Annotated in this window: 19 protein-coding genes; 14 read left to right on the top strand and 5 right to left on the bottom strand. The window is 73.7% G+C overall.

The features are described 5' to 3' along the window. Positions 1-101: 101 nt before the first annotated feature. The gene (locus D9599_RS09780; protein ID WP_198381040.1) at positions 102-1,382 is read left to right on the top strand and encodes a PHB depolymerase family esterase; all 1,281 of its coding nucleotides are present in this window, start codon (positions 102-104) and stop codon (positions 1,380-1,382) included. A 64-nt stretch (positions 1,383-1,446) separates the two neighbouring features. Then, positions 1,447-3,441, top strand: coding sequence for a PAS domain S-box protein (locus tag D9599_RS09775; protein ID WP_198381039.1), 1,995 nt, complete (start codon positions 1,447-1,449; stop codon positions 3,439-3,441). A gap of 197 nt (positions 3,442-3,638) precedes the next feature. On the opposite strand, the gene D9599_RS09770 is transcribed toward D9599_RS09775, so the two are convergent. Together D9599_RS09770 and D9599_RS09765 are read right to left on the bottom strand one after the other, a co-directional pair. Next, positions 3,639-4,271, bottom strand: coding sequence for a CoA pyrophosphatase (locus D9599_RS09770; RefSeq protein WP_309228594.1), 633 nt, complete (start codon positions 4,269-4,271; stop codon positions 3,639-3,641). After that, entirely contained in the window at positions 4,268-4,852 is a 585-nt protein-coding gene (locus D9599_RS09765; protein WP_375373045.1) for a DUF1285 domain-containing protein, read from the bottom strand. The genes D9599_RS09770 and D9599_RS09765 overlap by 4 nt, the downstream gene beginning before the upstream one ends. A 207-nt stretch (positions 4,853-5,059) precedes the next feature. On the opposite strand from D9599_RS09765, the gene D9599_RS09760 reads away from it, so the two are divergent. The 5 genes from D9599_RS09760 (at position 5,060) to D9599_RS09740 (ending at position 12,756) form a co-directional block, all read left to right on the top strand. Beyond that, positions 5,060-6,076 carry an AAA family ATPase gene (locus D9599_RS09760; RefSeq protein WP_375373043.1) on the top strand — a complete coding sequence of 339 codons (1,017 nt, stop codon included), beginning with the start codon at positions 5,060-5,062 and terminating at the stop codon, positions 6,074-6,076. Continuing rightward, positions 6,069-6,941: a DUF58 domain-containing protein gene (locus D9599_RS09755; RefSeq protein WP_232480317.1), complete on the top strand. Its 873-nt coding sequence runs from the start codon at positions 6,069-6,071 to the stop codon at positions 6,939-6,941. The genes D9599_RS09760 and D9599_RS09755 overlap by 8 nt, the downstream gene beginning before the upstream one ends. Before the next feature lie 28 nt (positions 6,942-6,969). Continuing rightward, positions 6,970-9,672, top strand: coding sequence for a DUF4159 domain-containing protein (locus tag D9599_RS09750; protein WP_198381036.1), 2,703 nt, complete (start codon positions 6,970-6,972; stop codon positions 9,670-9,672). Beyond that, complete coding sequence (locus D9599_RS09745) at positions 9,672-11,756, top strand: hypothetical protein (protein ID WP_198381035.1); 2,085 nt, start codon at positions 9,672-9,674, stop codon at positions 11,754-11,756. Before D9599_RS09750 ends, D9599_RS09745 begins: the two co-directional genes overlap by 1 nt. Before the next feature lie 310 nt (positions 11,757-12,066). Further along, positions 12,067-12,756: a PEP-CTERM sorting domain-containing protein gene (locus tag D9599_RS09740; RefSeq protein ID WP_198381034.1), complete on the top strand. Its 690-nt coding sequence runs from the start codon at positions 12,067-12,069 to the stop codon at positions 12,754-12,756. Positions 12,757-12,817: 61 nt separating this feature from the next. Here D9599_RS09740 and D9599_RS09735 read toward each other — a convergent pair whose 3' ends face one another. The 3 genes from D9599_RS09735 to D9599_RS09725 form a co-directional block, all read right to left on the bottom strand. Further along, entirely contained in the window at positions 12,818-14,101 is a 1,284-nt protein-coding gene (locus D9599_RS09735; protein ID WP_198381033.1) for an ArgE/DapE family deacylase, read from the bottom strand. 404 nt (positions 14,102-14,505) lie between these two features. Continuing rightward, positions 14,506-15,876, bottom strand: coding sequence for a cytochrome c peroxidase (locus D9599_RS09730; RefSeq protein WP_198381032.1), 1,371 nt, complete (start codon positions 15,874-15,876; stop codon positions 14,506-14,508). Then, positions 15,873-17,090 carry a hypothetical protein gene (locus tag D9599_RS09725; RefSeq protein ID WP_198381031.1) on the bottom strand — a complete coding sequence of 406 codons (1,218 nt, stop codon included), beginning with the start codon at positions 17,088-17,090 and terminating at the stop codon, positions 15,873-15,875. Before D9599_RS09725 ends, D9599_RS09730 begins: the two co-directional genes overlap by 4 nt. A gap of 29 nt (positions 17,091-17,119) precedes the next feature. On the opposite strand from D9599_RS09725, the gene D9599_RS09720 reads away from it, so the two are divergent. From D9599_RS09720 to D9599_RS09690, 7 genes are read left to right on the top strand one after another with little or no spacing between them, the layout of a single operon-like run. After that, a complete protein-coding gene (locus D9599_RS09720; RefSeq protein ID WP_198381030.1) occupies positions 17,120-17,815 on the top strand; it encodes a Fe2+-dependent dioxygenase in 696 nt (231 codons plus the stop codon). 44 nt (positions 17,816-17,859) lie between these two features. Beyond that, positions 17,860-18,243, top strand: coding sequence for a hypothetical protein (locus tag D9599_RS09715; RefSeq protein ID WP_198381029.1), 384 nt, complete (start codon positions 17,860-17,862; stop codon positions 18,241-18,243). A gap of 57 nt (positions 18,244-18,300) precedes the next feature. Next, on the top strand, positions 18,301-19,047 hold the full coding sequence (locus D9599_RS09710) for an ankyrin repeat domain-containing protein (RefSeq protein ID WP_198381028.1): 747 nt from the start codon (positions 18,301-18,303) through the stop codon (positions 19,045-19,047). Between the two features lie 46 nt (positions 19,048-19,093). Continuing rightward, positions 19,094-19,627: a chemotaxis protein CheW gene (locus D9599_RS09705; protein ID WP_198381027.1), complete on the top strand. Its 534-nt coding sequence runs from the start codon at positions 19,094-19,096 to the stop codon at positions 19,625-19,627. Between the two features lie 34 nt (positions 19,628-19,661). Further along, on the top strand, positions 19,662-21,065 hold the full coding sequence (locus tag D9599_RS09700) for a protein-glutamate O-methyltransferase CheR (protein ID WP_198381026.1): 1,404 nt from the start codon (positions 19,662-19,664) through the stop codon (positions 21,063-21,065). After that, positions 21,065-21,658, top strand: a complete 594-nt coding sequence (locus D9599_RS09695; RefSeq protein WP_198381025.1) for a chemotaxis protein CheW — start codon at positions 21,065-21,067, stop codon at positions 21,656-21,658. Before D9599_RS09700 ends, D9599_RS09695 begins: the two co-directional genes overlap by 1 nt. A gap of 6 nt (positions 21,659-21,664) precedes the next feature. Beyond that, positions 21,665-23,335: a methyl-accepting chemotaxis protein gene (locus tag D9599_RS09690; protein WP_198381024.1), complete on the top strand. Its 1,671-nt coding sequence runs from the start codon at positions 21,665-21,667 to the stop codon at positions 23,333-23,335. Positions 23,336-23,358: the final 23 nt, after the last annotated feature.

The following is a 23,358-nucleotide window of genomic DNA, read 5'->3' as shown; positions in this document are numbered from 1 at the left end:
GTCCAACCATTCCGCGTCTCGCCCGTTGTAATGCTGCACCGCAACATCGATGTCGAGGGGAGCGGGCGGGCCTTTCGCCGCTCCGCGCCAGAGGATTTTTCATGCCTAACCCTAAGATCGACCTCAGCGCGCTCGTCCGCCTACAGCGCCGCCGGCGCGAGGCCACGGCGCGGGCGGGCGGGACCGGGGGCGGGTCCGCGCTGACGGAGGTCACGGGCTTCGGCTCCAACCCCGGCGCGTTGCGGATGATGGTGCACGTGCCGGCCGACCTGCCGCGCGGCGCACCGCTGGTGGTGGCACTGCACGGCTGCACCCAGAACGCCGCCGTCTATGACGAGGGCTGCGGCTGGTCCTCGCTCGCGGACCGGCTGGGCTTCGCGGTCCTGCTGCCGGAGCAGCAGCGGGCCAACAACCATTCCCTCTGCTTCAACTGGTTCGAGTCGGGCGACATCGCGCGCGGGGCCGGCGAGGCGCTGTCCATCCGCCAAATGGTCGCGAAGATGCTCGAGACACACACGATCGACCCTGCGCGCGTCTTTGTCACCGGCCTTTCGGCGGGCGGCGCGATGACGGCGGTGATGCTCGCCACCTATCCCGAGGTCTTCGCGGGCGGCGCCATCATCGCAGGCCTGCCCTATGGCGCGGGCCTCGGCGTGGCGGAGGCGCTGCGGGCCATGTCGCGCCCCCTCTCCCTCGGCGCGGCCGAGCGGGGTGCCGCCGTGCGCGCCGCCTCCCCGCATCGCGGTGCCTGGCCCCGCGTCTCGGTGTGGCACGGCGGGGCCGATACCACTGTTGTCCCGAGCAATGCGGAGGAGAGCGTGAAGCAGTGGCTGGACCTGCACGGCCTGGCGGCCGCGCGGCCGGTGACCGAGGCCGCCGCCTCCGGCGACACGCACCTCACTTGGCGCGCGCCCGATGGGCGGGTCATGGTCGAGAGCCACCGCATCGCTGGCATGGCGCACGGCGTGCCGTTGCGCCCCGGCGAGGGCGGGGACCGCGCGGGCGCGGCCGGCGCCTATATGCTGGACGTCGGCATCTCCTCCTCCCACGCCATCCTCGGCTTCTGGGGCATCGGCACCGCCACGGCGCGTCCGCAGCCGGCCCAGGCCCGCCCTGCCGAGGAGCCCGTCTTCCGCGCGGAGGCCGCTGCGGCCGGATCCCCGGCCGGGGCGGCTCCGCGCCCCGCCGCGGAGCAACCCCACCCCACGCGGGCGAAGGTCTTCCCGCCCGTGCCCATCCAGACGCGCAGGCCTACCCCCAGCCAGGGGCCGGTGACGCGGATGCCGGGACAGGCGGATGCCGACCCGCTGCTCAGCGGCCCTGGCGCCACCATCGTGCGCGCCCTGCGCGCGGCCGGCCTGATGGGAACGGGGCGGGACTGACGCACACCGCCCGCGGGCATGCCGCATTGACATCGCGGGAGGGCTGAGGCCGCTTTAGGCCGTTATGCCGGCCGAACCCTGTACCCTCGCGCTGACTCCCGAGATCGAATCCCTGCTTGCGGCCCGGCTCTCCACGGGCGCCTATCGCGACTCGGCAGAGGTGATCCGTGCGGCCCTGCTGGCGATGGACCCCGCCGGCTCGCCCGAGGACGCCGCCTTCCGCCTCCTTCTCGAGGACCAGCTTCGCATCCAGTCGGACGCCGGCGCCGCCATGGCCTGCGCGGCCGCCATGCTCGGCGCCCATCTCCGCGCCGCCCGCGCCGGCTACGGCGAGGTGGATGCGCAGGCCGGCACGATGTGGGTGGAGAGGGACTGGACCGACGGACAGGCGGTCAGCCTGGGCGGCCAGCTTCGCCGCCTGGAGGGCTTCGGCCAGGCCCTGGTCGCCGAGATCCGGGCGGGCCGGACCGTGGTGGTGGAGGACTGCGCCACGGACCCGCGCACCGACGGCGCACAGGAGCGGGCGAGTTGGTCGGTACTTGGCACCCGCGCGCTCATCGCCGCCCCGCTGCTGAAGGCGGGGGTGTTGCACGCCATCCTCTACGTGCACGCCAACCGCCCCCGGCGCTGGTTCGCCGCCGAGGTCGATCTCCTCCGCCAGGTGGCGGAACGAACCCAGGAGACAGTCGCCCGCGCCCGGGCCGAGGCGGCGCTGAGGGAGAGCGAGGCCCGCCACCGCGTCCTCTTCGAGAGCGCGCCCTTCTCGGTGATCGTCATCGACCCTGCGACGCACAAGGTGCTGGAGGTCAACGAGCACGCCTGCGCCACCTACGGCTACTCGCGCGAGGAGTTCACTCGCCTCAATATCGCCGACATCGACGCCCTCGGGCAGACGGCGGCGATCCGGGAACAGGGCCGCGCCGGAACCATCCGGCCGGGCCTGCAGGAGTTCGAGGCGCGCCACCGCACCCGCACCGGCGAGGTGCGGGACGTGCTGGTGCGCGCGCAGGGCCTGCGCCTGGCCGGCCGGGACCTGACCTACGGGGCGCATTTCGACATCACCGACCGCAAGGCGGCCGAGGCGGCGCTCCGTGCCAGCGAGGCGCGGCTCCGCCTCACGGTGGAGGCCGCGCGCCTCAGCACCTGGGAATTCGACCTGCGCCACGGCACCGGCTCGCGCGCCGGCCCGCTGATGAGCACGCTTCCCCAGCTCCCCCCCGGCGACTTCCCCCTCGAGCGCTGGCTTGAGGCGATGCATCCGGAGGAGCGCGATGACGTCGAGGCGCGCTTCTGGGCGGTGGTCCGCGGCGAGAGCCCGCGCTTCGAGGCAGAGTTCCGCGTGCGCCGCCCCGGGGGCGAATGGGCCTGGGTCTCCTCTTTCGGCGCGGTCGTGGAGCGGGACGCGGCGACCGGCGCGGCGCTCCGCGTGGCCGGCGTCGCGCAGGACATCACTGAGCGCCGAGCCGCCGAGCAGCGCCGCGCCCTGCTCATGCGCGAGGTGGACCACCGCGCGAAGAACGCGCTGGCCGTGGTGCAGGCAATGCTCCGCCTCACCCGGGCGGAGGACCTGGAAACCTACCGCCACACCGTCGTCGGCCGGGTGGCCGCGATCGCCCGCGCCCAGACCTTGCTAGCCGAGGACCGCTGGTCGGGCGCGGACCTGCGCGCCCTTCTCCAGGGGGAGCTGCAATCCTTCCTCGGCGGCGAAGGACAGCGCGCGCGTCTTGAAGGCCCGCCCGTGACCTTGCCGGCCGGCGCCACCCAGCCCTTCGCCATGGCGGTGCACGAACTGGCGACGAACGCGACGAAGCACGGCGCCCTGGGGGTACCGGGCGGCCAACTCTCCATCACCTGGGACATCGCCGAGGGGCCGAACCTGCGGCTCCGCTGGGCGGAAGCAGGCGGCCCCCCACTGCCCGGCACGCCCGACCGCCGCGGCTTCGGCTCCCGGGTACTGGAAGGCACGGTGAACCAGCAACTCGGCGGCTCGGTGAGCCTGTCCTGGGCGAAAACAGGGCTCGTCTGCGATATCGTGATGCCGCTGCCGCTGGGTGGGTAGGCGCTTTCCTCTTCGGCGGTTCTGGTAACACCGGGCGAGGGGAAGAAGGGGCTCTTCCTCTCACCGAGGCCCCTCTCCATCATCTTTTTCTACTGGTTCGAACCATTGAACGGCCGGTGCGCCTCGGGTCATTCACCTGAGGCGACTGCACATGCAGGAAAAGTGCCGAGAAAGAGCCGGCCCTCTCCGGAGTCGGCCTAACCGTCGTCACGAAGAACGAGGGCAAGGCTCCGCAGCATGGCGGCCGTGGCACCCCAGATGAGCTGGGTTTCATGTGGCCAAGTCCAGTACTGGCGGGCGCGGCCGCCGAAAACGCCGCTGCGCCGCTCGGGCCAAGCGGGGTCCAGCAGGCGGGAGACAGGGTATTCGAACACCTCCGCCACCTCTGCGGGTTCAGGGGTGAGGGTGACCGGCGGGTCGAGCAGCGCGACGATAGGGATCACGTGGAAACCCGTGCCCGTCACCATGGCCGGCAGGCGCCCCGCGATGCGGGGCAGGCGCGGGTCCAGCCCCACTTCCTCCGCCGCCTCCCGGATGGCGGCGGCTTCGGGCGTCTCGCCCGGCTCGATGCGGCCGCCGGGGAAGGCCACCTGCCCGGCATGGGCCGAAAGCGTGGCGGCGCGAAGCGTCAGCAGCACCGTCGGCTCCTGGTGCAAGAGGATCGGCACCAGCACGGCGGAGCGACGGACGCCCTCCTCCGCTGTGACATCGGCCGCGCCGCGCGCGAGGCGCGTGGGATCGGAGAGCCGAGCCTCAATCTCCGAGGGCAAAAGCGTCCGGGCCGGCGCGAGCGGCGCCGGGAGGTGATCGATCGCCTCCGGCGCGGTCACGCCACTTCGTCGTCCACGGAGAGGGTGTCGTCCAGATCGGACTCCTCCTCGGAAGGGCTGTCGTCGATCACGAAGAACACGCCCTCACTCCAGACGCCCGTCACCTCGCGCCCGTCCACCACCTCAGTTTGGGAAAGGGCAACCAACTCGTAGAAAACCGGACGGCTGATCCGCGCCTCCAGGCCGGGGCGGACGGTGACGTAGGGCCGCGGCTCGCGCGTCACGGGGTCCACCTCCACCCGGATGGGGTGGTTTTCGTCGGCGGTCACCATCTCGTCGAGGTTGGTGCGGAAGGTGAGGCACTGCCGGGCGCGGCGCGTGCCGCCGGCCTCGCCGTCGCAGGTGGGACCGCTGCAGCAGTGGCCCCAGTTCAGCTCCACCGCGACGAAGGGCGCGTCCTCCACCTCGATGCGGCCTCGCTCCACCGGCGTTTCGAGCCAGTAGCTGCCATCGGCCTCCCGCTTGAGAACGGAGGCGAAGAGGCAGACGAGCGGTCGTCGCCCGATCGGGCTGCCCTGGTAGTACCAGGTGCCGTCGCGGGCGATCCGCATGTGAAAGTCGCCGCAGATCGTTCGAGGCATCCGCACGGGCTGAGGCGCCATCATGGACGCCAGAACCGGCGCGGCGCTTTTCCCACCGCCTGTAACATCATGCATCCCCAGCGCCATGTGACTTCCTCCGCGCCATCGAAGGGCCCTACCCTCCCCATTCGCCCGGCACGCCTCCATGTAGCCCGGAGTGGCGAGGGTCAGGGCGTTACCCTCGGGCAATATGAGAAGGGGCCACCCGTGGTTGAAGTGCCCGGCACAAAGGAAGCGACAGCCGATGCAGAGAAGCTGCTCGGTGAGGCCGAGGCGCTCTCCGCTCGCCTGGCGCGCGTCAGGGCCGCTGTCGGCCGGGTGATCCTCGGGCAGGAGGAGGTGGTGGAGCAGGCGCTCGTCACCCTTCTGGCCGGCGGGCACATGCTGCTCGTCGGTGTCCCTGGCCTCGGCAAGACGAAGCTAGTGGAGACGCTGGGCACGGTGATGGGCCTCGATGCCCGCCGCGTGCAGTTCACCCCCGACCTCATGCCTTCGGACATCCTCGGCTCCGAGGTGCTGGAGGAGGCGGAAGGGGGGCGCCGCGCCTTCCGTTTCCTGCGCGGACCCGTCTTCTGCCAGCTTCTGATGGCCGATGAGATCAACCGCGCCTCGCCCCGCACCCAGTCCGCGCTGCTCCAGGCGATGCAGGAGCGGCGCGTCGCCGTCGGCGGCCAGGTGCTGGACCTGCCCGCCCCCTTCCATGTGCTGGCGACCCAGAACCCGATCGAGCAGGAGGGCACTTATCCCCTGCCCGAGGCGCAGCTCGACCGCTTCCTGCTGGAGATCGAGATCGGCTACCCCGACGCGGCCGCCGAGCGCGCCATGCTGCTCGCCACCACTGGCGCGCGCGAGGCGCGGCCGGAGGAGGCGCTGCGAGCGGAGGAGTTGATCGCCGCCCAGTCCCTCATCCGCCGCCTGCCGGTGGGGGAGGCGGTGCTGGACGCCATCCTTCGCCTCGTGCGCGGCGCGCGGCCCGATACGGCCACGCTTCCGGCCGTGAAGCAGCACCTCGCCTGGGGCCCCGGGCCGCGCGCGGCGCAGGCGCTGATGCTGGCGACCCGCGCGCGCGCCGTGCTGGACGGCCGTCTCTCCCCGAGCGTGGAGGACGTGCTGGCGCTGGCCGAGCCCATCCTCCGCCACCGCATGGCGCTGGGCTTCGCCGCCCGGGCCGAGGGAATCAGGCTTGCCGAGGTGATCGACGCCCTGAAGGCCGATCTTGGCTAGGGGGGGCGCCGAGGCCGCGCTTCCCCTTCGCGCCGAGGCCGCCGCCGCGCGGCTGCCGCCCCTGGTGGTGGCCGCGGAACGGGTGGCCGCCACGGTGATGCAGGGCGTGCACGGCCGGCGCCGCTCCGGCCAGGGCGACGCCTTCTGGCAGTTCCGCCCCTACCTGCCCGGCGACGACGCCGCCCGGGTGGACTGGCGGCAGAGCGCGAAATCCGATCGCCTCTACCTGCGGGAGACCGAGTGGGAATCTGCCCAGACCGTCGCCCTCTGGCGCGACGCGGCGCCGGGGATGGACTGGTCCGGCGCGGCGGGGCGGCCGACCAAGGGCGAGCGGGCGGAACTTCTCCTCCTCGCGCTCGCCTCCCTCCTCCTCCGCGGAGGGGAGCGGGTGCGGCTGCTCGGCGGCGGGCGCGGGCTGTCCGGGCGCGGCGCCCTGCCGGCGCTGGCGATGCGGCTGGAGGGCCAGTCCGGCCCGCCGGCCGATGAAAGCCTGCCGCGCCACAGCCGCGCGGTCCTCTTCAGCGACTTCCTGGCGCCGCTGGACGAGCTACGCACCGCCCTTTCGCCGCTGGCCGCGGCCGGGGTGCGCGCCACCCTCGTCACCTTGCGCGATCCCTCGGAGGAAACCCTGCCCTATGGCGGACGGGTCCGCTTCGAGCCGCTTGATGGCACCGACCACGCCCTGGTTCCCCGCGTGGAAGGTATCCGCGCGCTCTACGAGGAAAGGCTTCTTGCCCATCGGGAAGGGCTGGCCGTGCTGGCGGGCTCCCTCGGCTTCCGGCTGCTCGCCCACCGCACCGATCACCCGCCGGAGGCCGCGCTGATGGCGCTGTGGCAGGCGCTGGCGCCAGGGGGAGCGCGATGATGGCCGAGACGGGCGGATACCGCGGTTGATGGGCGCCCTCTCCTTCACCGCGCCCTGGCTGCTGCTCGCCCTCGCCGCCCTGCCCGCCCTCTGGTGGCTGCTGCGGGTGACGCCGCCGACGCCGCGCACCCAGTCCTTCCCCCCGGCCCGCTTCCTGCGCGATCTGCCGGCGGTGGAGGAGACCCCTGCCCGCACGCCCTGGTGGCTGCTGCTGCTGAGGCTGGTGGCCGCCGCCCTCATCGTGCTGGGCCTTGCCCGCCCCGTCTGGAACGCGGCGCTCGGTGATGCGGAGGAAGGGCCGCTGCTGGTCGCGATCGACAACGGCTGGGCCTCGGCCGCCGACTGGCCGGACCGGGTGGCCTCCGCCGGCGCCGCGCTGGACACCGCCGCCCGCGCCGGGCGCCGCGCCGCCATCCTGGCCACCGCCCCCTCCGCCACGGGCGAGGCGCCCCGCCCCACCGCCTGGATGCCGGCCGAGGAGGCCCGCGCGCGCCTCGCCGCGCTGCGCCCGCAGCCCTGGGCACCCGACCGGCCGGCAGCGCTGGCCGCTCTCTCCGCTTGGCGGGAGAGCGGGTTCTCCAGCCTCTACGTCACCGACGACCTCGCGCACGGCACGGATGACGGGGCGGCACTGATGGCGGCGCTCGCCGCCGCCGGGCCGCTGCAGGTGGCGCGCGGCGCGCCGGGTTCTGCCCGCGTCCTCCTGCCGCCGCGCGCGGAGGCCGACCGCCTTGTCCTCAGCCTTCGCCGCCCGCCCGGTGGCGCGGCGGGGGAGGCCGGCGTGCTCGCCATGACGCCGGACGGCCGCGCCCTCGGCCGCGCCGTCCTGCCGCTGGCTGCCGGCGCCACGGAGGCGGAAGGGGCTCTGGAACTGCCGATCGAGATCCGCAACAGCGTCACCCAACTCGCGCTGGAGGGGGATGCGCCCGGCGCCGCCGGCATGGTGCTGCTGGACGAGCGCTTCCGCCGCCGCCCCGTGGGGTTGCTGGCCGCACAGGAGGAAGCGGCGGACACGCCGCTCACCGGCTCGCTCTACTATCTCGACCGCGCCCTCTCCCCCACGGCCGAGATCCGGCGCGGCACGCTTGAGCAACTTCTTTCCCGCCGCCTCTCGGTGCTGGTGCTCGCCGACCGGCCGCTCGCGGACGGGCCGGAGATCGAGGCGGTCACGCGCTTCGTCGAGGGTGGCGGGCTGCTGCTGCGCTTCGCCGGCCCGCGCCTCGCGGAGCGGGGCGATCGCCTGCTGCCCGTGCCGCTGCGCGCGGGGGAGCGGGCGCTGGGCAGCGCGCTCTCCTGGGAACGGCCGCAGACCCTCGCCCCCTTCCCCGAGGGGAGCCCCTTCGCCGGGCTGGTGCCGCCGCCGGAGGTGACCGTCACGACGCAGGTCCTGGCCGAGCCTATTCCGCGCCTAGCGGAGCGCAGCTGGGCCCGTCTCTCGGACGGCACGCCGCTCGTCACTTTCGAGAACCGGGGCGCGGGGCGGATCGTGCTGTTCCACGTCACCGCCAATGCGGACTGGTCGGACCTGCCGCTCTCGGGCCTTTACATCGACATGCTGCGCCGCCTCGTCGCGCTCTCGGCCGGCGTGGCCGGCGGAGAGGGCGCGGCCAGCCTCGCGCCAATTGAGACGCTGGACGGCTTCGGCCGCCTCGGCGCGCCGCCGCCCGCCGCCGGGCCGGTCCCAGCCGCCGCGATCGACAGCGTCGTGGCCGGCCCGCGCAACCCGCCGGGCTGGTACGGCACCGTGGGCGAGGGCGGGGAGCGCCGCGCGCTCAACCTCTCGGCCCGCCTGCCGCCGCCCGCCGCCATGGCTCCTGCCCCCTCCGGAGCGCGCGAGAGCCGCATTGGCAGCGCGCCGCCGGAGCGCGACCTCGGCCCCTGGCTGCTGGCGGCCGCGCTGGTTCTGCTGGCGCTCGACCTGCTGCTCTCGCTCCAGAGCCGCGACCTCGGGTTGCGCGCGCGGGCGGCGGTGGTCGCGCTCGTCCTGCTCCTGCCTGCCGTCGCGAACGCGCAGGGTGCGCCGCCCGACGGCGCGGCGGCGCTGGCGACCCGCCTTGCCTATGTCGTGACAGGTGACGCGCAGGCGGACGAGGTTTCGCGCCAGGGGCTCGTCGGGTTGTCGGACTACGTGAACCGCCGGACCGCCGCCGGCCTCGCGGAGCCCGTGGCACTTCGCCCGGGGAGCGATGACCTGTCCTTCTATCCGCTGCTCTACTGGGTGGTCCTGCCCGAGGCCCCTGCGCCGGATGCCGGCGCCATCGCCGCGCTGAACGCCTTCATGCGCAATGGCGGGATCATCGTCTTCGACACGCGGAACGAGGGATCGGGCGAGGGCGTCTCGCTCGGCGCGGACGCGGCGCTGCGGCGGCTGACACGCAACCTCCAGGTCCCGCCGCTGGCTCCGGTCTCGGAGGACCACGTGCTCCGCCGCGCCTTCTATCTTCTCTCCGACCTGCCCGGCCGCTACGCGGGCGGCCCCGTCTGGGTGGCGCGCGACACGGACCGGGCAAATGACAGCGTGAGCCCCGTGATCATTGGCGGGCACGACTGGGCGGCGGCCTGGGCGGTGGATGCGCGCGGCGCCAATCCCTACGCCGTGCTGCCGGGCGGGGCGCGGCAGCGGACGCTGGCCTACCGCTTCGGCGTCAACCTCGTGATCTACGCGCTGACCGGCAACTACAAGGGCGACCAGGTGCACGTGCCCGCCATTCTGGAGCGCCTGGGTAACTGATGGTCCGCTCCCTCTCCTCGATCGATCTCGCGCCCATTCTTCCTTACTGGCTGCTGGCCGCCCTGGCCGTGCTCGCGGTGCTCGCGCTGCTGCCCGCGATCGTCCGGCGCGCGCGCGGGGCTTGGTGGCGGGCGCTGGCCTTCCTGCTGATCCTCGGCGCCATCGCCAACCCGCGCCTCGTGCAGCAGACGCGGGAGATGCGGCCGGACATCGCGCTGCTGGCGGTGGACAACAGCGCCTCCACGACCGTCGCCGGGCGCGGCGCCGCGGTCGAGCGCGCGCGCGCCGCCATCGAGGCGCGCGCCGGCCGGCTGCCGGACTTGGAATTGCGGACCGTCACCGCGGAGGAGGGCGGCAGCCAGGGCACGCGCCTCTTCGCCGCGATCGAGCGAGGCCTTGCTGACATCCCGCGCGCGCGGCTGGCGGGCGTCATCGCGCTGACGGACGGGCAGGTTCACGACGTGCCGCGCGACCTGCCGATCGAGGCGCCACTGCACGTTCTGCTGCCCGGCCGCGCGGGCGAGGTGGACCGGCGGCTCCGCATCATCGAGGCGCCGGGCTTCGGCATCGTCGGCCGCGGGGTGGAGCTGCGGCTGGTGGTGGAGGACCTCGGCGTGCCCGCCGGCAATGCCCAGCCGCTGCGGCTCACCATCCGCCGCGACGGCGGCGCGCCCCGCACCGAGAGCGTGCAGCCCGGCCGCGAGCAGCGCATCGCCGTGCCGATCGAGCGCGGCGGCCCGAGTGTTATCGAGATCACCGCCGAGGAGCGCCCCGGCGAGGTCTCCACGCTCAACAATACCGCCATTGTCACCGTGAACGGCGTGCGCGACCGGCTGCGCGTGTTGCTGGTTTCCGGCGAGCCCCATGCCGGCGAGCGCACCTGGCGCCGCCTGCTGAAGGCAGACCCGAACGTCGATCTCGTCCACTTCACCATCCTTCGCCCGCCGGAGAAGGACGACCTGACGCCACTGAACGAGTTGGCGCTGATCGCCTTTCCGGTGCGCGAGCTGTTCCAGCAGAAGCTGCGCGAATTCGATCTCATCGTCTTTGACCGCTTCTCCAACCGAGGCATCCTGCCGCCGCAATACCTGCGCAACATCGCCGAGCACGTGCGCCAGGGCGGCGCGCTGCTGCTCTCGGTGGGGCCGGAGTTCACGGGGCGGGAATCCCTGGCCAACACGCCGCTTGGCGCGGTGCTTCCCGCCCGGCCGCTGCCCGGCAATCAGGCGCTGCTGGAGGCGCCCTTCCGCGCGCAGGTGAGCGACACCGGGCTGCGCCACCCCGTCACCGAGGGGCTGACGGGCGCCAATGCCGCCGCCGCCGATGCCGCGAGCTGGGGCCGCTGGTACCGCATGCTGCGCGCCGAGCCCCGCGGCGGCTCCACGGTCATGAACGGGCCCGACGGCAACCCGCTCCTGCAGCTGGACCGCGTGGGCGAGGGCCGGGTGGCGCTGCTGCTGTCGGACCAGATCTGGCTCTGGTCCCGCGGACATGACGGCGGCGGCCCGCAGGCGGAACTGCTGCGCCGCATCGCGCACTGGCTGATGCGCGAGCCGGAGCTGGAGGAGGAGGACCTGACCGCCTCCATTGCTCAGGGAAGGCTGACCGTCACGCGCCGCAGCCTCGCGGACGCACCGCCGCCGGAGATCACCGTCACCGCGCCGGACGGCACCCGGACCCGCCACACGCCAGAGCGCCGCGAGGGTGGCCGGGGCGTGGTGGAACTGCCCGCCACCCGCGCCGGCGTCTGGTCCGCGACGGACGGGACGCGCACCGCCTTTGCCGCGGCCGAGGCCGCCAACCCGCCAGAGGTGGCCGACCTGCGCGCCGACCCCGCGCGGATGCAGTCCCTCGTCGCCTCCTCCGGCGGCACGGCGCGCTGGATGAGCGACGGCACCGCCCTGCCCGACCTCCGCCGCGTATCCACCGGGCGCGACGCCTCGGGGCCGGGCTGGATCGGGCTCGTGCGGCGGGAGGACCACACGGTGACCGGCATCTCCGCCCTGCCGCTGCTGCCGCCCTGGCTGGCACTACTACTGGTGCTCGGCGTCGCGGTGATCGCCTGGCGGCGAGAGGGGCGCTAGGCCGAAGCTGCCGGCGGAGGACGGACCAGATCCGCCGGAAAGATGAAGATGGCGCATGGCAATAATGACGATCTCTGAGAAAGCCGCGGAGTCACGGCGTAACGTCCTTCTCATTTTAGTAGGGTGACCAGGGCTTTTCCGCATGGCGCCCCGAAAGATCGTTGCAGAACAGCCTTCTCCCTGTTGCACGCGGTCTCTTTCTTGTGCGGGAGCTGACCGTCAGTCGTTTGACCAAGCAGAACGCTTGGTTACTGGCGTTGCGCCTCACGGAACGCCGGCGGTGGCCCCTGCCACCCGGTTGGAGAAGACCATGCGATCCTCGACTATTGCCTTAGCCCTCTCCTGCTTTCTTCTGCCGGCCGCTGCCTCGGCCGCGCCGCTGCTCTACGAAGCCGCCCTCGATCCAGCCAACGGCTCCGGCGTGACCGGCACGGCCCGGTTCAGCCTCGACGGCAGCATGCTCTCCTTCAACCTCGTCGCGAACAACGTGGTCGCGGGGCAGCCGCACCTCCTGCACGTGCACGGGCAGGACATCTCCCCCGGCGTCCCGCTCGACACGCCCGCGCCGCCGCCGCCCGTGCCGCCGAACGGCGACCTGAACAACGACGGGGTGGTGACCACGCCCGAGGCGGTCAGCCAGATTGGTCCCGTCATCCTCTCCCTCGCGCCACACGATCCGGGCACGAAGGCAGAGCTTCTCGGCGTCACCGCGGCGACCACGACGCTCATCTACAACGCCGTCTTCGATCTCGGGCAGAATGTGACGGAGCCCGGCTTCACGACGGCCGACCTGCTGCCGCTCGATTTTCGGGTCTTCGACATGCACGGGGGCTTCGCCCTCGCAGGGCCGACCGCCGGCACCTACGATCCCAACCTGCCGGTCGCCGCGGGCGCGATCCGTCCCGTCGCGGTACCGGAACCGGCTTCGATGACGCTCATGCTCACGGGCGTGCTCGGCCTCGGCCTTGCCTATCGCCGGCGCGGCGCCCGCCAGGCCTGAACCCGGCCCGCGGGGGCTCGCCAGCCCCCGCGGCGCATTGCCTTTCTCCTGGGGAAGGCGCTCAGGCCTCCTCCACTCCGCACCAGTCGGCGATGAAGCCGGCGATCGAGAGCGTGGCCTTGCGCAGCAGATCGAGATTGGTGCGTTCGTCGAAGCCGTGGTTGCCCTCTCCGCCCGGGCCGTAGCAGAGGGCGGGCATGGCGTAGTAGCGGCCGTAGTAGCGCGTGTCGTTGACGGCGGTGGAGAGGCGTTCCTCCATCGGTGCGCCGAAGGCGGCCTCGTGCGCGGTGGCCAGCACGCGCTCCGCCTCGCTGCCCGGCGCCAGCACGTAGCCGTCGGCCTGGAAGCCGTGCCAGGTGATCTCCGGTGGGTTGTTGGCGAGGAAGGCGTCGCCGGCGCGGGCCTCGGCCACGCAGCGCTCCACGCCGGCCATCACCTCGGAAACCTCCATGGAGGGGGTGAGCCCGATGCGGCAATCCACCTCGCACCAGGAGGGGGTGGAGGAGGCCCAGTCGCCGCCGCGGATGACGCCCGGGTTGAACTTGATGGGGTTCCGCACCGCGCCGAAGGAGGGATCGCGCTCCGCCGCCCTGTTCAGTGCCACCGTGTGGTCCTGCAGCGCGCGGATGAGGTGCATGGCGGAAAGGATGGCGTTGGTGCCGGCATCCGCGACCGCCACGTGCACGGGCACGCCGCGCACCCGGAGCCGGAACCAGAGCGTGCCCGTATGCGCGCGGGTGATCGTGCCGCCGGTGGGCTCGGGGATGAGGCAGGCATCGGCGCGGTAGCCGCGGAGCAAGGTCGCGAGGGCGCCGTTGCCGGTGCTCTCCTCCTCCGTCACCGTTTGGAGGTGGACGTCGCCGGCCGGGCGCAGGCCGGCGTCGCGGATGGCGTCCATGGCGAAGACGATGGCGGAGACGCCCGCCTTCATGTCGTTCGCGCCGCGCCCGTAGAGCCATCCGTCGCGAACCACGCCGGCATAGGGCGGGTGCGTCCACATCTCCGCGGGACCCTCCGGCACCACGTCGATATGGCCTTGAAGGATGAGGCTCCGCCCGCCTGGGTTCGGGGCACGACTGGTGGCCACAACCTGGACGGAGGCTGCCGGATCCACATCCACCATGGGCGCGGCCTTCTCGTGCGATGCGAGGGGCACGTCCGCGAGGGTGAAGCGATCCACCGCGTAGCCGCGGGCAGCCATGGTGCGGGCGAACCAGTCCTGCAGGGGCGCCTCGCGACCGCGCAGGCTGGGGAAGCGGACGAGTTCCGTCAGGAAGGCGGTCTGCGCCTCGAAGTTATGGTCGACGGCACTGCGCAGGCGGGCGAGGAGGGCGGGATCGGGCAAGGCGGGGTGTCCTTCGCGTCGGAGCCGGGGGGGCCTCCCCCCTGCCCTATCCTTTTCCGCGCGGCGCCCTCGCGCCAGGGGGCGATGACGCCCAGGCCCCGGAAGCGGGGCAAAAGAACTCATCGAAGCTCGAGATAGATCATGAGAAGGGCCAGGAAGCTGAGGCAAATGGCCCTGACGACGGCCGAACGGTCATCGGGCCCGCCCGCGATCCGCATCATCGCCGCAGCATTCGGCCGCGACCGGGCTATCCGGGCCCAGCTTCTCTTTCAGACACACCGCACTTCCATTGCGGGCGCCTTGGAAGGCCTCTCTCAAAGAAGATCACGTAACGCTTCTTTAATTACTTGCTCCCGGCAGCGCTCCGCCCACCGCGAGATCGGCGGTCATACCTCGGCCAATCCTCAGGGCGCGGCAACGGTGACCTCGAGGCGCATTCTCGGGTGAATGCCGCAGAAGGCGACGTAGCGGCCGGCGGTCTGGATTCGCCAAGTGACGGTCTGGCCGGGATCCTGGATGCCGCTGTTGCGCTGCAGGTCCGGAGAATCGATGCGGATGTTGTGCGCGGTGGTGTCGTCGTTGACGATCTCGAGCGTGCCGCCGGGGGTGAGGGCCACGCGCAGGGGCGCGAACTGGCGGTTCTTCTGCGAGACGCGCGCGCGGGCCACGGGCGTCAGCCCAGGCGGCGGAGCGGGCGCCACGGGCGGTGTCGCCATCTCGGGCAGCGGCGCGTCGGGGGCGCTGGTCAGGGTGTTGAGGAAAGCGACCAGGTCCGCGCGCTGGCCGGGATCGAGGGACAGGCGCCGCGGCAGCTCGGGCGGCAGCGTCGGGCGATCGACCACGCCGCGCTCGTAGTGGTCCAGCACCGCCTCGATCGTCGGCAGGGAGCCGTCGTGCATGTATGGCGCGCGCCGCATCGCCTCGCGCAAGGTGGGCGTCTTGAAGGCGTGGTCGGCACGGGACTCGCCGAGCACCGGGCCGCGGCCGAGGTCGGGAGGCGCGTCGGGGCGCTGCGGCAGGCCGATGTCGTAGAAGGCGTAGTCCGTGAAGGCCCAGCCCTCGTGGCAGGTGGCGCAGCCGGCGGGGCCGTTGAACACCGAGAGGCCGCGGCGCTCGGCGGGGCTCAGCGCGCGGTCGTCGCCCTCCACCCAGGCGTCGAAGCGGGTGCGGGGGGAGACGAGCGTGCGCTCCCAGGCGGCGAGGGCGCGAACGAGGTTGTCCTGCGTGACCGCGGGCGTCGTGCCCGGGAAGGCGGCGGCGAAGGCGGCGCGCCAGGAGGGGTCGGCGGCCATGCGCTCGACCAGGGTGCCGAGGGGCTGGCCCATCTCCTCATGCGCCTCGATCGGGGCGGCGGCCTGGGCCTCCAGCCCCTCGGCGCGACCATCCCAGAAGAGGAAGGGCGCCCAGGCGAGATTCCAGATGGTGGGAGAGCGGCGGCGGAGCGGCTTCCCCTCCGCCCCACGCGCGAGGGAGAGGCCGTCGCTGAATCCATGCGCCGGCTGGTGGCAGCTGGAGCACGACATCTTGCCGGTGGAGGACAGCGAGGGATCGAAGAAGAGTCGCCGGCCGAGCTGGGCGCGGGCGGCGGTGGTCGGGTTATCGGCAGGGGTTGGTGGCGGTTCGGCCGGGCGGCGATAGGCGGCACGGAGTGCCGCGTCCTCGGCGGCCGAGCCTGGATCGGCGGAGCCGGCCGGGGAGACCAGCGCGCCGAGGCTCAACGCCGACGCCAGCAGGAGCGCCGAGGCCAGCAGCCCGTCGAGGACGCGCGGCCTCACCGCCAGCGCAGCGCCGCCCGCTCGAAGCGCGCGACGGCCGCGATGAGATCCGTGACGCTCATCGCCGGGGTAGCGGGCGGGCGCGGGGTCGGCCAGGCCGTGCGAAGGGCGGCAAGTGCCTCCTGCGCCTCCGCCCAGTCCCGCGCGCCGCGGGGGCCGGCGCGCAGGGTGGCGGCGTTGCGGTTCAGCAGCGCCTCGGTCTCGATGAGGAAGCCGCGGCCGTCCTGGTACTCCACGACATTGGCCATGCGGCCGTCCTCGATCGCCGCCTCGTACTCGGCGGCGGCGGCGCGCATGGTGCGGGCCGCGACCTCCGTCACGAAGGGGGCCGAGTTGCGCAGGCGCGCGGGCACGCCGGCCACCAGGGCGCGATCCACCCGCGAGACGGCGTCGCGATAGGCGGCCTCCAGCCCCGGGCCGCCGCGCTTGGCGCGCGCCCGGTTCGACAGCGTCTCCAGCGCGGCGGCGAAGCCGGGGGCGCGGCGGCGGCGAAGCTCGGGGCGCAGGTCGTCATAGATTTCCTCCATGGGGTGGAGGAAGTGGAACACCGCGTCGTCCCAGTTGCCGGCGCGGGCCAGCTCCATCCCGATCGCGAGATGGCCGCGAACGAGCATGAGCTGCGCGGCGAAAGCCACCTCCGGCGAGGCGCCGAAGGTGATGCCGCGCTCGCCGCCCTCGCCTCCTTCGCCACCCTCACCGCCCTGGCCGGCAGTCATGCCACCATGGCCGGCATGCGGCGTCGCGGCCGGGGCGGGCGGCACCACGACGGGCGCGGGCGCGGCTGGCGCGGGAGCCACGGCCGGGGACGGCGCAGGTGTCGCCCCGGGGATGACCACCGGCAGGTCGGCCGGCGGCGGCTCGGGGGCGGGAACGGCGGCCGGCGGGATCGGCGGCGCGGGATCCGCGGCCGGCGAGGATGCGGCAGGCGACGGCGCGGCTGCCGACGAGGGCGAGGCGGCTGGCGGTGGTACAGCGGCCGGCGGGGGCGCCGGGTTAGCGGGTGCGGCCGGCTGGTCCTGGAAGACCACGGGCACGTCCGCCGGCGGCTCGGCCGATGGGATCGCCTCCGGGGCGATCGGCGGAGCCGGGCGGGACTCCTCCGTTGCGGGGGCGGGCTGCGCCTGGCCTGGCGGCACCGGCGCGCCGGCAAGGGCGAAGGCCCCCACCCCGAGCCACAGCCGCAGCGGGCCGAAACGCACCGGGCCACTCCCCATGGGCAAGCTCTCCTGTCAGGCTCGACGTGATGATTCTCTGCATCCCCAATGTGCTGCCCGCCGAGGACATCGGCAAGCTGCGCGGCCTGCTGGCCAGGGCCGCCTTTACGGAGGGCGCCGCCACGGCCGGCTGGCACGCCCGCATCGTCAAGAGGAACGAGCAGGCGAACCCGGTGGATCCCCTCGCGCGGGAGGCCGGGGAAATGGTGCTCGCGGCGCTGGAGGCGAACGAGGTGTTCCGCGCGGCGGTGCTGCCCCGCCGGCTGCGCGCGCCGCTTCTCTCCCGCACCACGCCTGGGCGGACCTATGGCACGCATGTGGACGACGCGCTGATGGGCGGCGGCGTCCCCTCCGACCCCTGGGGCGAGGCGCCGCTGCGGGCGGATGTCGCGGTCACCCTCTTCCTCTCCGACCCCGACACCTATGACGGCGGCGAGCTGATGATCGAGACCACGGCCGGGGAGATGGCCGTACGCCTGGGGGCCGGGGAGGCGGTGGCCTATCCGGCCGGCACGCTGCACCGCGTGGCCCCGGTCACGCGCGGGGAGCGGCTGGTGGCGGCAACCTGGGCGCAGAGCCTCGTGCGGGACCCGGCGCAGCGGGAGATCCTCTTTGACCTCGACGCTGCGCGGCGCGACGTCTTCGGGCGCGAGGGCAAGTCGCGGGCCTTCGACCTGCTGGCCAAGTCCCGCGCCGCGCTGCTGCGCCGCTGGGCAGAGACGTGATCGCCCGCCTTACGGCAGGCAGGGGGCGGCACCAGATAGAGGGCATGCGCCGCATCCTCCCCCTTCTGGCCGTCACGGCCCTCGCCCTCTCGGCCTGCGCGACCCGGCCGAGCCTTCCGGAACGCCTCTCAACCTATGTCGGGCGCTCCGAACTCGAGCTCGTCTCCGCGCTCGGCGTGCCCACGCGCAGCTACGAGACGGGCGGGGAGAAGTTCCTCGCCTACGAGGAGCAGAGCACGATCGCGCTGCCCGGCGGCGTCGCGGGCGGGCCCTTCTACGGGCCATTCGGAGGGCCCTGGCGCGGCTACTATGGCGGCGCCTATGCGGGCTTCGGCACGACCTATGCCCCCGTGCAGTGTGACGTGACTTTCGCCCTGCGGCAGGGGCGGGTGGCCTCCTTTACCTACCGGGGCCAGGGCTGCAGCTGAGGGCGCGCGACGGCGGGTGTGGCTCCCGCGTCCGCGGCCGGCTATAGGTAGGGGTCCATGCGCCGCCCCTCCCTCCCCCTCCTCCTGGCCCCGTTCCTTCTGGCCGGCACGCTACTGACGGCCGCGACGCCGGTCCTCGCGCAGGGCATCGGGCGCAACGCGCCGCCGCCGAGCGCGGGCCCCGCCAGCCGGCCGCCGCCGCCGGCCCTGCCCGGCCTCGCCGCCCGCCGCGCGCCGGAGCCCATCCCGGCCGAGACGCCCGCGACCAGCCTCTCCCCCAACGCCGCGCTGTTCGACGCCATCACCCGCGGCGACCTTCCCGCCGCGCGGGAGGCCATGGCGCGGGGCGCCGACCTGAACGCGCGCAACCAGCTCGGGCTCAGCCCGATCGACGCGGCGGTGGACCAGGGGCGGAACGAGATCGCCTTCTATCTTCTCTCTGCCCGTGGCAGCGTCGGCGGCGGCCCCACGATCGAGCCGGCCGAGCCGGCGCCGCCCCCCACGGCGCGGCGCGGACGGGGCGGGCGCGAGGTTCCCGCCGCCCGCGCCCCGGCGCTGGACGAGGAGGCGCCGCCCGCCCGCGCCACCGGGTTGCTCTCCGATCCGCCACGCCGCGGCGCGCCCGCCGCCCCCGTTGCCCTGCGCGCCCGGCTTTTCGCAGGGGATGGCGGCTCGCCGCGGCCGGAAGTCGGCTTCCTCGGCTTCGATGCTGGCCGGCCCGACGGCGCCGAGCCCCTGCCGGAGGGCGTGCAGCGGCAGTCGGCCGGCGGTGCACGCCATCGGGCCGCCCGCGGCCGCCACTGAGGCCCGGCCGCCGCACAGCGCGCCCGCGCGAAGCCGACGAACGCCAATGACGCCGCCCTCCGCCGCCGGCCTAGTGCTCTTCGCCACTGGAGGCGCCGTCTGCGCCCTGCCGCGCGAATGCGTCCGCGCCCTGCTGCCCCTGCCGCGGCTCGATGCCCCGCCAGGCCTGCCCGAGCCGCTGGCCGGCTTCCTCAACCTCGGCGGAACGGCGGTGCCCGTGGTGGAACTCGCCCGTCTTCTAGACGTCCCGCAAGGCCAGCCTCATCCCTACCGGCACTTGATCCTCCTGAATGAGGACGCGGGCAGCGGGAGCGATCCTCTCGCGCTGTTGGTGGACCGGGTGCTGGACGTGCTGCCGCCCGGCGCACCGCTCCGGCCTGTGGTGCCGGAGAGCTCCCTCAACGGACTCATCATCGGCAACCTGGAGGTGGGGGATCTCACCGCCTCCCTGCTGGATACCGACCGCCTGCTGCTGGCGGAGGAGGCGGCGGTGCTCGGCGCGCTCACTGCCCAGGCGCGGGCGCGGCTGGCGCGCTGGGCCGTTCCCGGGACCGAGAGCAGTCCCACGAGCGGCACGTGAGGCGTGGCGGACACGGCCGCTTGAGCGCGCATCCATGAGCGCCCCCCGCGAGCGCGCTCCCCTGGGCGAGGCGCCCCTGGACGGTGCCTTCCCCGCGCTGAAGCGCCTCGTCATCGCGCGCACCGGCCATGCCTATTACGAGGACAAGGACGGCGCGCTCTGGGAGCGGCTGCGGCGGCGCATCCGGGCGACGGGCACGGGCGATTCGGCCGGCTATCTCGCCCTGCTGGAGGCGGACGAGGGCGAGTGGGCCGCCCTCGAATCGGAGGTAACAATCGGGGAGACCTTCTTCTTCCGCGACGCCGCCCAGTTCGAGGCGCTGCGGGAGGTCATCCTCCCCGGCCTCATCCGGCGCCGTGCGGCGGAGCGGCGGCTGCGCATCTGGTCCGCCGGCTGCTCCACGGGGGCGGAGGCTTATTCGGTCTCGATCCTGCTGCGCCGCCTGCTGGGACCTGCCTACCCGCAATGGGCCATCGGAATTCTCGGCACCGACATCAGCGAGGCGGCGTTGGAGTCGGCGCGCGCTGCCCGCTTCAGCCCCTGGGCGCTGCGCGGCATGCCCGCCGTCGAGCGCGAGCGGGACTTCCTGGCCATGGAGGAGGGCCGCGCCTTCCAGCTCCGCCGCGAGCACCGGAGCGGCGTGCGCTTCGAGTACGGCAACCTTCTCTCGCTCCTCGACGGCACCATGCCGCTCGGCATGAGCGACTACGACCTCATCCTCTGCCGCAACGTGCTCATCTATTTCGACCGCGCGGCGGTGCCGGCTATCGTGCGCGCCCTCGGCGAGAGGATGGCGCCGCACGGCTGGATGCTGCTCGGCCATTCCGAGCCCGACCCGACCTTCGGCAGCTTCCTGCAGCCGGTTTCACTTCCCGGGACGACGGCGTGGCGGCCTCTGCCCCTCATCCTGGGCAAGATGCCGGAGCCGCCCCCCTCGCCCGCCGCACTGGCGCCGGCCGAGCTCGCCCCGCTCCAACAGGCGCCCGAGGAGGAACCAGGGATGGCGACGGAACCCGACCCGCCGCCGGAGGGCGGCACCGCGCGCCTCGCGGCCGACCGGGCCCGCGCCGAGGCCGATGCGGGCGCGCTGGAGGCAGCGCGGGCAATGCTCCGCGCCGGGCTGCGCGACCATCCGATGGACGCCGCCCTGCACCACCTGGACGGGCTGGTCGCGCGCGGCCTGGGGGAGGACGCCGCGGCGGAGGCGGCGCTGCGCCGCGCGGTCTATCTCGACAGCGGTTTCGTCGCGGCGCACTACCACCTTGGCCTGCTGCTGCTGGACCGTGGCGCGGTGGAGGCGGGGCGGCGCAGCATCGCCAACGCAGCCCGCCTCGCCCGCGCCCTGCCCGGCGAGACGATCCTTGAGGAGGGCGACGGCATGACGGCGGAAACCCTGCTCGGCTTGGCAGGGCAGCACCTGGCGGAGGGCCGGGGCTGATGGCCTTGCGGTTCCTGCCCGACCCCGGCGTCCTCGGTCAGCTCGGCGAGGCCCGCGCGGCGCGCCTGCTGGAGGAGCGCACGCGCCTTCTCGCCCGCCGCGGGGAGGGCCCCTCCGCGCCCCCAGCGGCGCCCGTGCTGGTGGTCGCCCTCGGCGAGGAGCTGCTCGGCCTGCCGCTCGCGCGCGTCGCCGCGGTGCTGCCGGCCGAAGCGGCAAGCCCCCTGCCCGGCAGCCCGGCCGAGGTGCTGGGGCTCCGTGCCCGCGCCGGGCGGATCCATGCCGTGCTCGACCTCGCCTGGATGCTCGGACTGGAGGGCGGGGCGGGCGAGCACGACGTGCTGTTGCGGCCGCTGCCGATCGCCGGGATTTCCCCCACGGCCGGGCGCCGGCTGGCGCTTCGCGTCGGCCGCGCGCTCTCGGCCGTGGCGCCCCAGCCGCTTCCGCCCGAACTCGGCCCACAGGACGCCGCCGGGGTCATCGCCTTCCGCGCGACCATCCCCGGCACCGAGGCCGAGGATGCCCATCGCATGGTCGGGGTGCTCGACCTTGATCGCCTCCTGCTTCCCTACGCCGCCCCCTTGCCCGGAGCCTGAACCCGCGTGTCGATCACCAACCGCGCCCTGCTGGGCTTCGTGACGCTGACGCTCCTGACCATCGCGCTCGGCCTCTGGTCGCTCGACCAGTTCGAGACAGTGCGCAACGCGAGCCAGTCCGTTGCCACCCGCGATGTTTCTGTCTCTCGTCAGGTGGGGCAGGTGCGCGATGCGCAGGCCGCGATGCGCGACGTGCGGGCGCGGATCATGATCGGCTACCTCGGACGCCATGCCCTGCCGGGCGCGGCCGCCTCCCCTCCCCTCACGCCGGAATGGCAGCGGGAGAGCGCGCGCATGGCGACGGCCCTCGGCGAGGCAACGACTTCGGCGCAGGGCTTTTCTGCCCAAGCTATTGCCCCCTCCCGGCGGGAGGGCTGGATGCGCGTCCTGGCCGGGCTGAACGAGGTCGGCAGCCTCTTGGCCCGGCACCGCGATCGGGTGGAGGCGAAGCTCCGCCTCATGGAGATCGACGACCTGCCGGGCGTCATGGCGGCCGAGCCGGGCGTCGCCTCCAGCGCCAACGAGCTGGACGCCGCGGTGAGCCGGGTGGAGGGCGCGATGGAGCGGCTCGCCGCCGCCGGGCAGCAGCGGGTGGATGAGGTGTCGAACAACGCGCGCACCCTCCTCCTTTCCGGCATGGGGGTGGCGGTGCTGCTCGCGATCGGCGTTTCAGCGCTCGTCCGCCGCGCGTTGGCGCGGCCGCTGGAGACGATGATGGAGTTCGTGCAGCGCATCGGGCGCGGCGAGCTGGCCGGCGCCCCCGCGCGCGAGGGGCGTGACGAGTTCGGCCGCCTGGGCGCCACGCTGAACGCCATGGTGGGGGGCCTGCGCGAGTTGGCCGTGCAGAGCCGGGACGCGACGCACCAGTTGGATGCCGCGACGGCCGAGATCCGCGCGAGCACGCAGCAGCAGGCCGCGAGCGTGGAGGAGCAGCTCGCCGCCGTGCAGGAGACGGCGGCGACGGTGGACGAGATCACCCATTCCGGTAGCCAGATCGGCAAGCGTGCGCAGGAGGTGATCGCCGCCGCGCAGGCGACCGTCCGCACCAGCGGCGACGGTCTGCGCGCGGTGGCCGAGACGGTCGCCGCCATGGACAAGATCCGCGAGCAGGCGGAGCGCGTGGCCGAGAACATCGTGGCGCTGAGCGAGCGCACGCAGGCGATCGGCGAGATCACCGCGACGGTGAACGACATCTCCGAGCGGAGCCACCTGCTGGCGCTCAACGCCGCCATCGAGGCGGCCGCGGCGGGCGAGGCCGGGCGCAGCTTCGCCGTGGTGGCGGCCGAGCTGAAGTCGCTCGCCGACCAGGCGAAGGAGGCGACGGCGCAGGTGCGCGCCAATCTCGGCGATATCCAGCGCGGCATCAACGCCTCCGTGATGCTGACGGAGGAGGCGGTGAAGCGGGCCGCGACGGGCCGCGAGCGCACGACGGCCAGCCAGGAAACAATCCGCGAGATCACCGCGCGCGTGCAGGAGGCGGTGCAGACCTTCCAGCAGATCGTCGCCAGCACGAACCAGCAGCAGCTGGGCATCGAGCAGGTGATGGGCGCGCTGACCAATATCCGCCAGGCGAGCGAGCAGACGGCCTCGGGCACGCGCCAGCTCGACCAGGCGGCGGCGAACATGGCCGGGCTGAGCCAGGGGCTGGTGCGCCTGGCCGACCGCTACCGCCTCTAGCCCCGCCCGCGGCGCCCCTGCCA

This window comes from Roseomonas sp. KE2513 (genome assembly GCF_016107305.1).
GTDB lineage: Bacteria > Pseudomonadota > Alphaproteobacteria > Acetobacterales > Acetobacteraceae > Roseomonas.
Note: the sequence above shows the minus strand (reverse complement) of the source record. Positions and strands in the feature narration are given on the sequence as shown.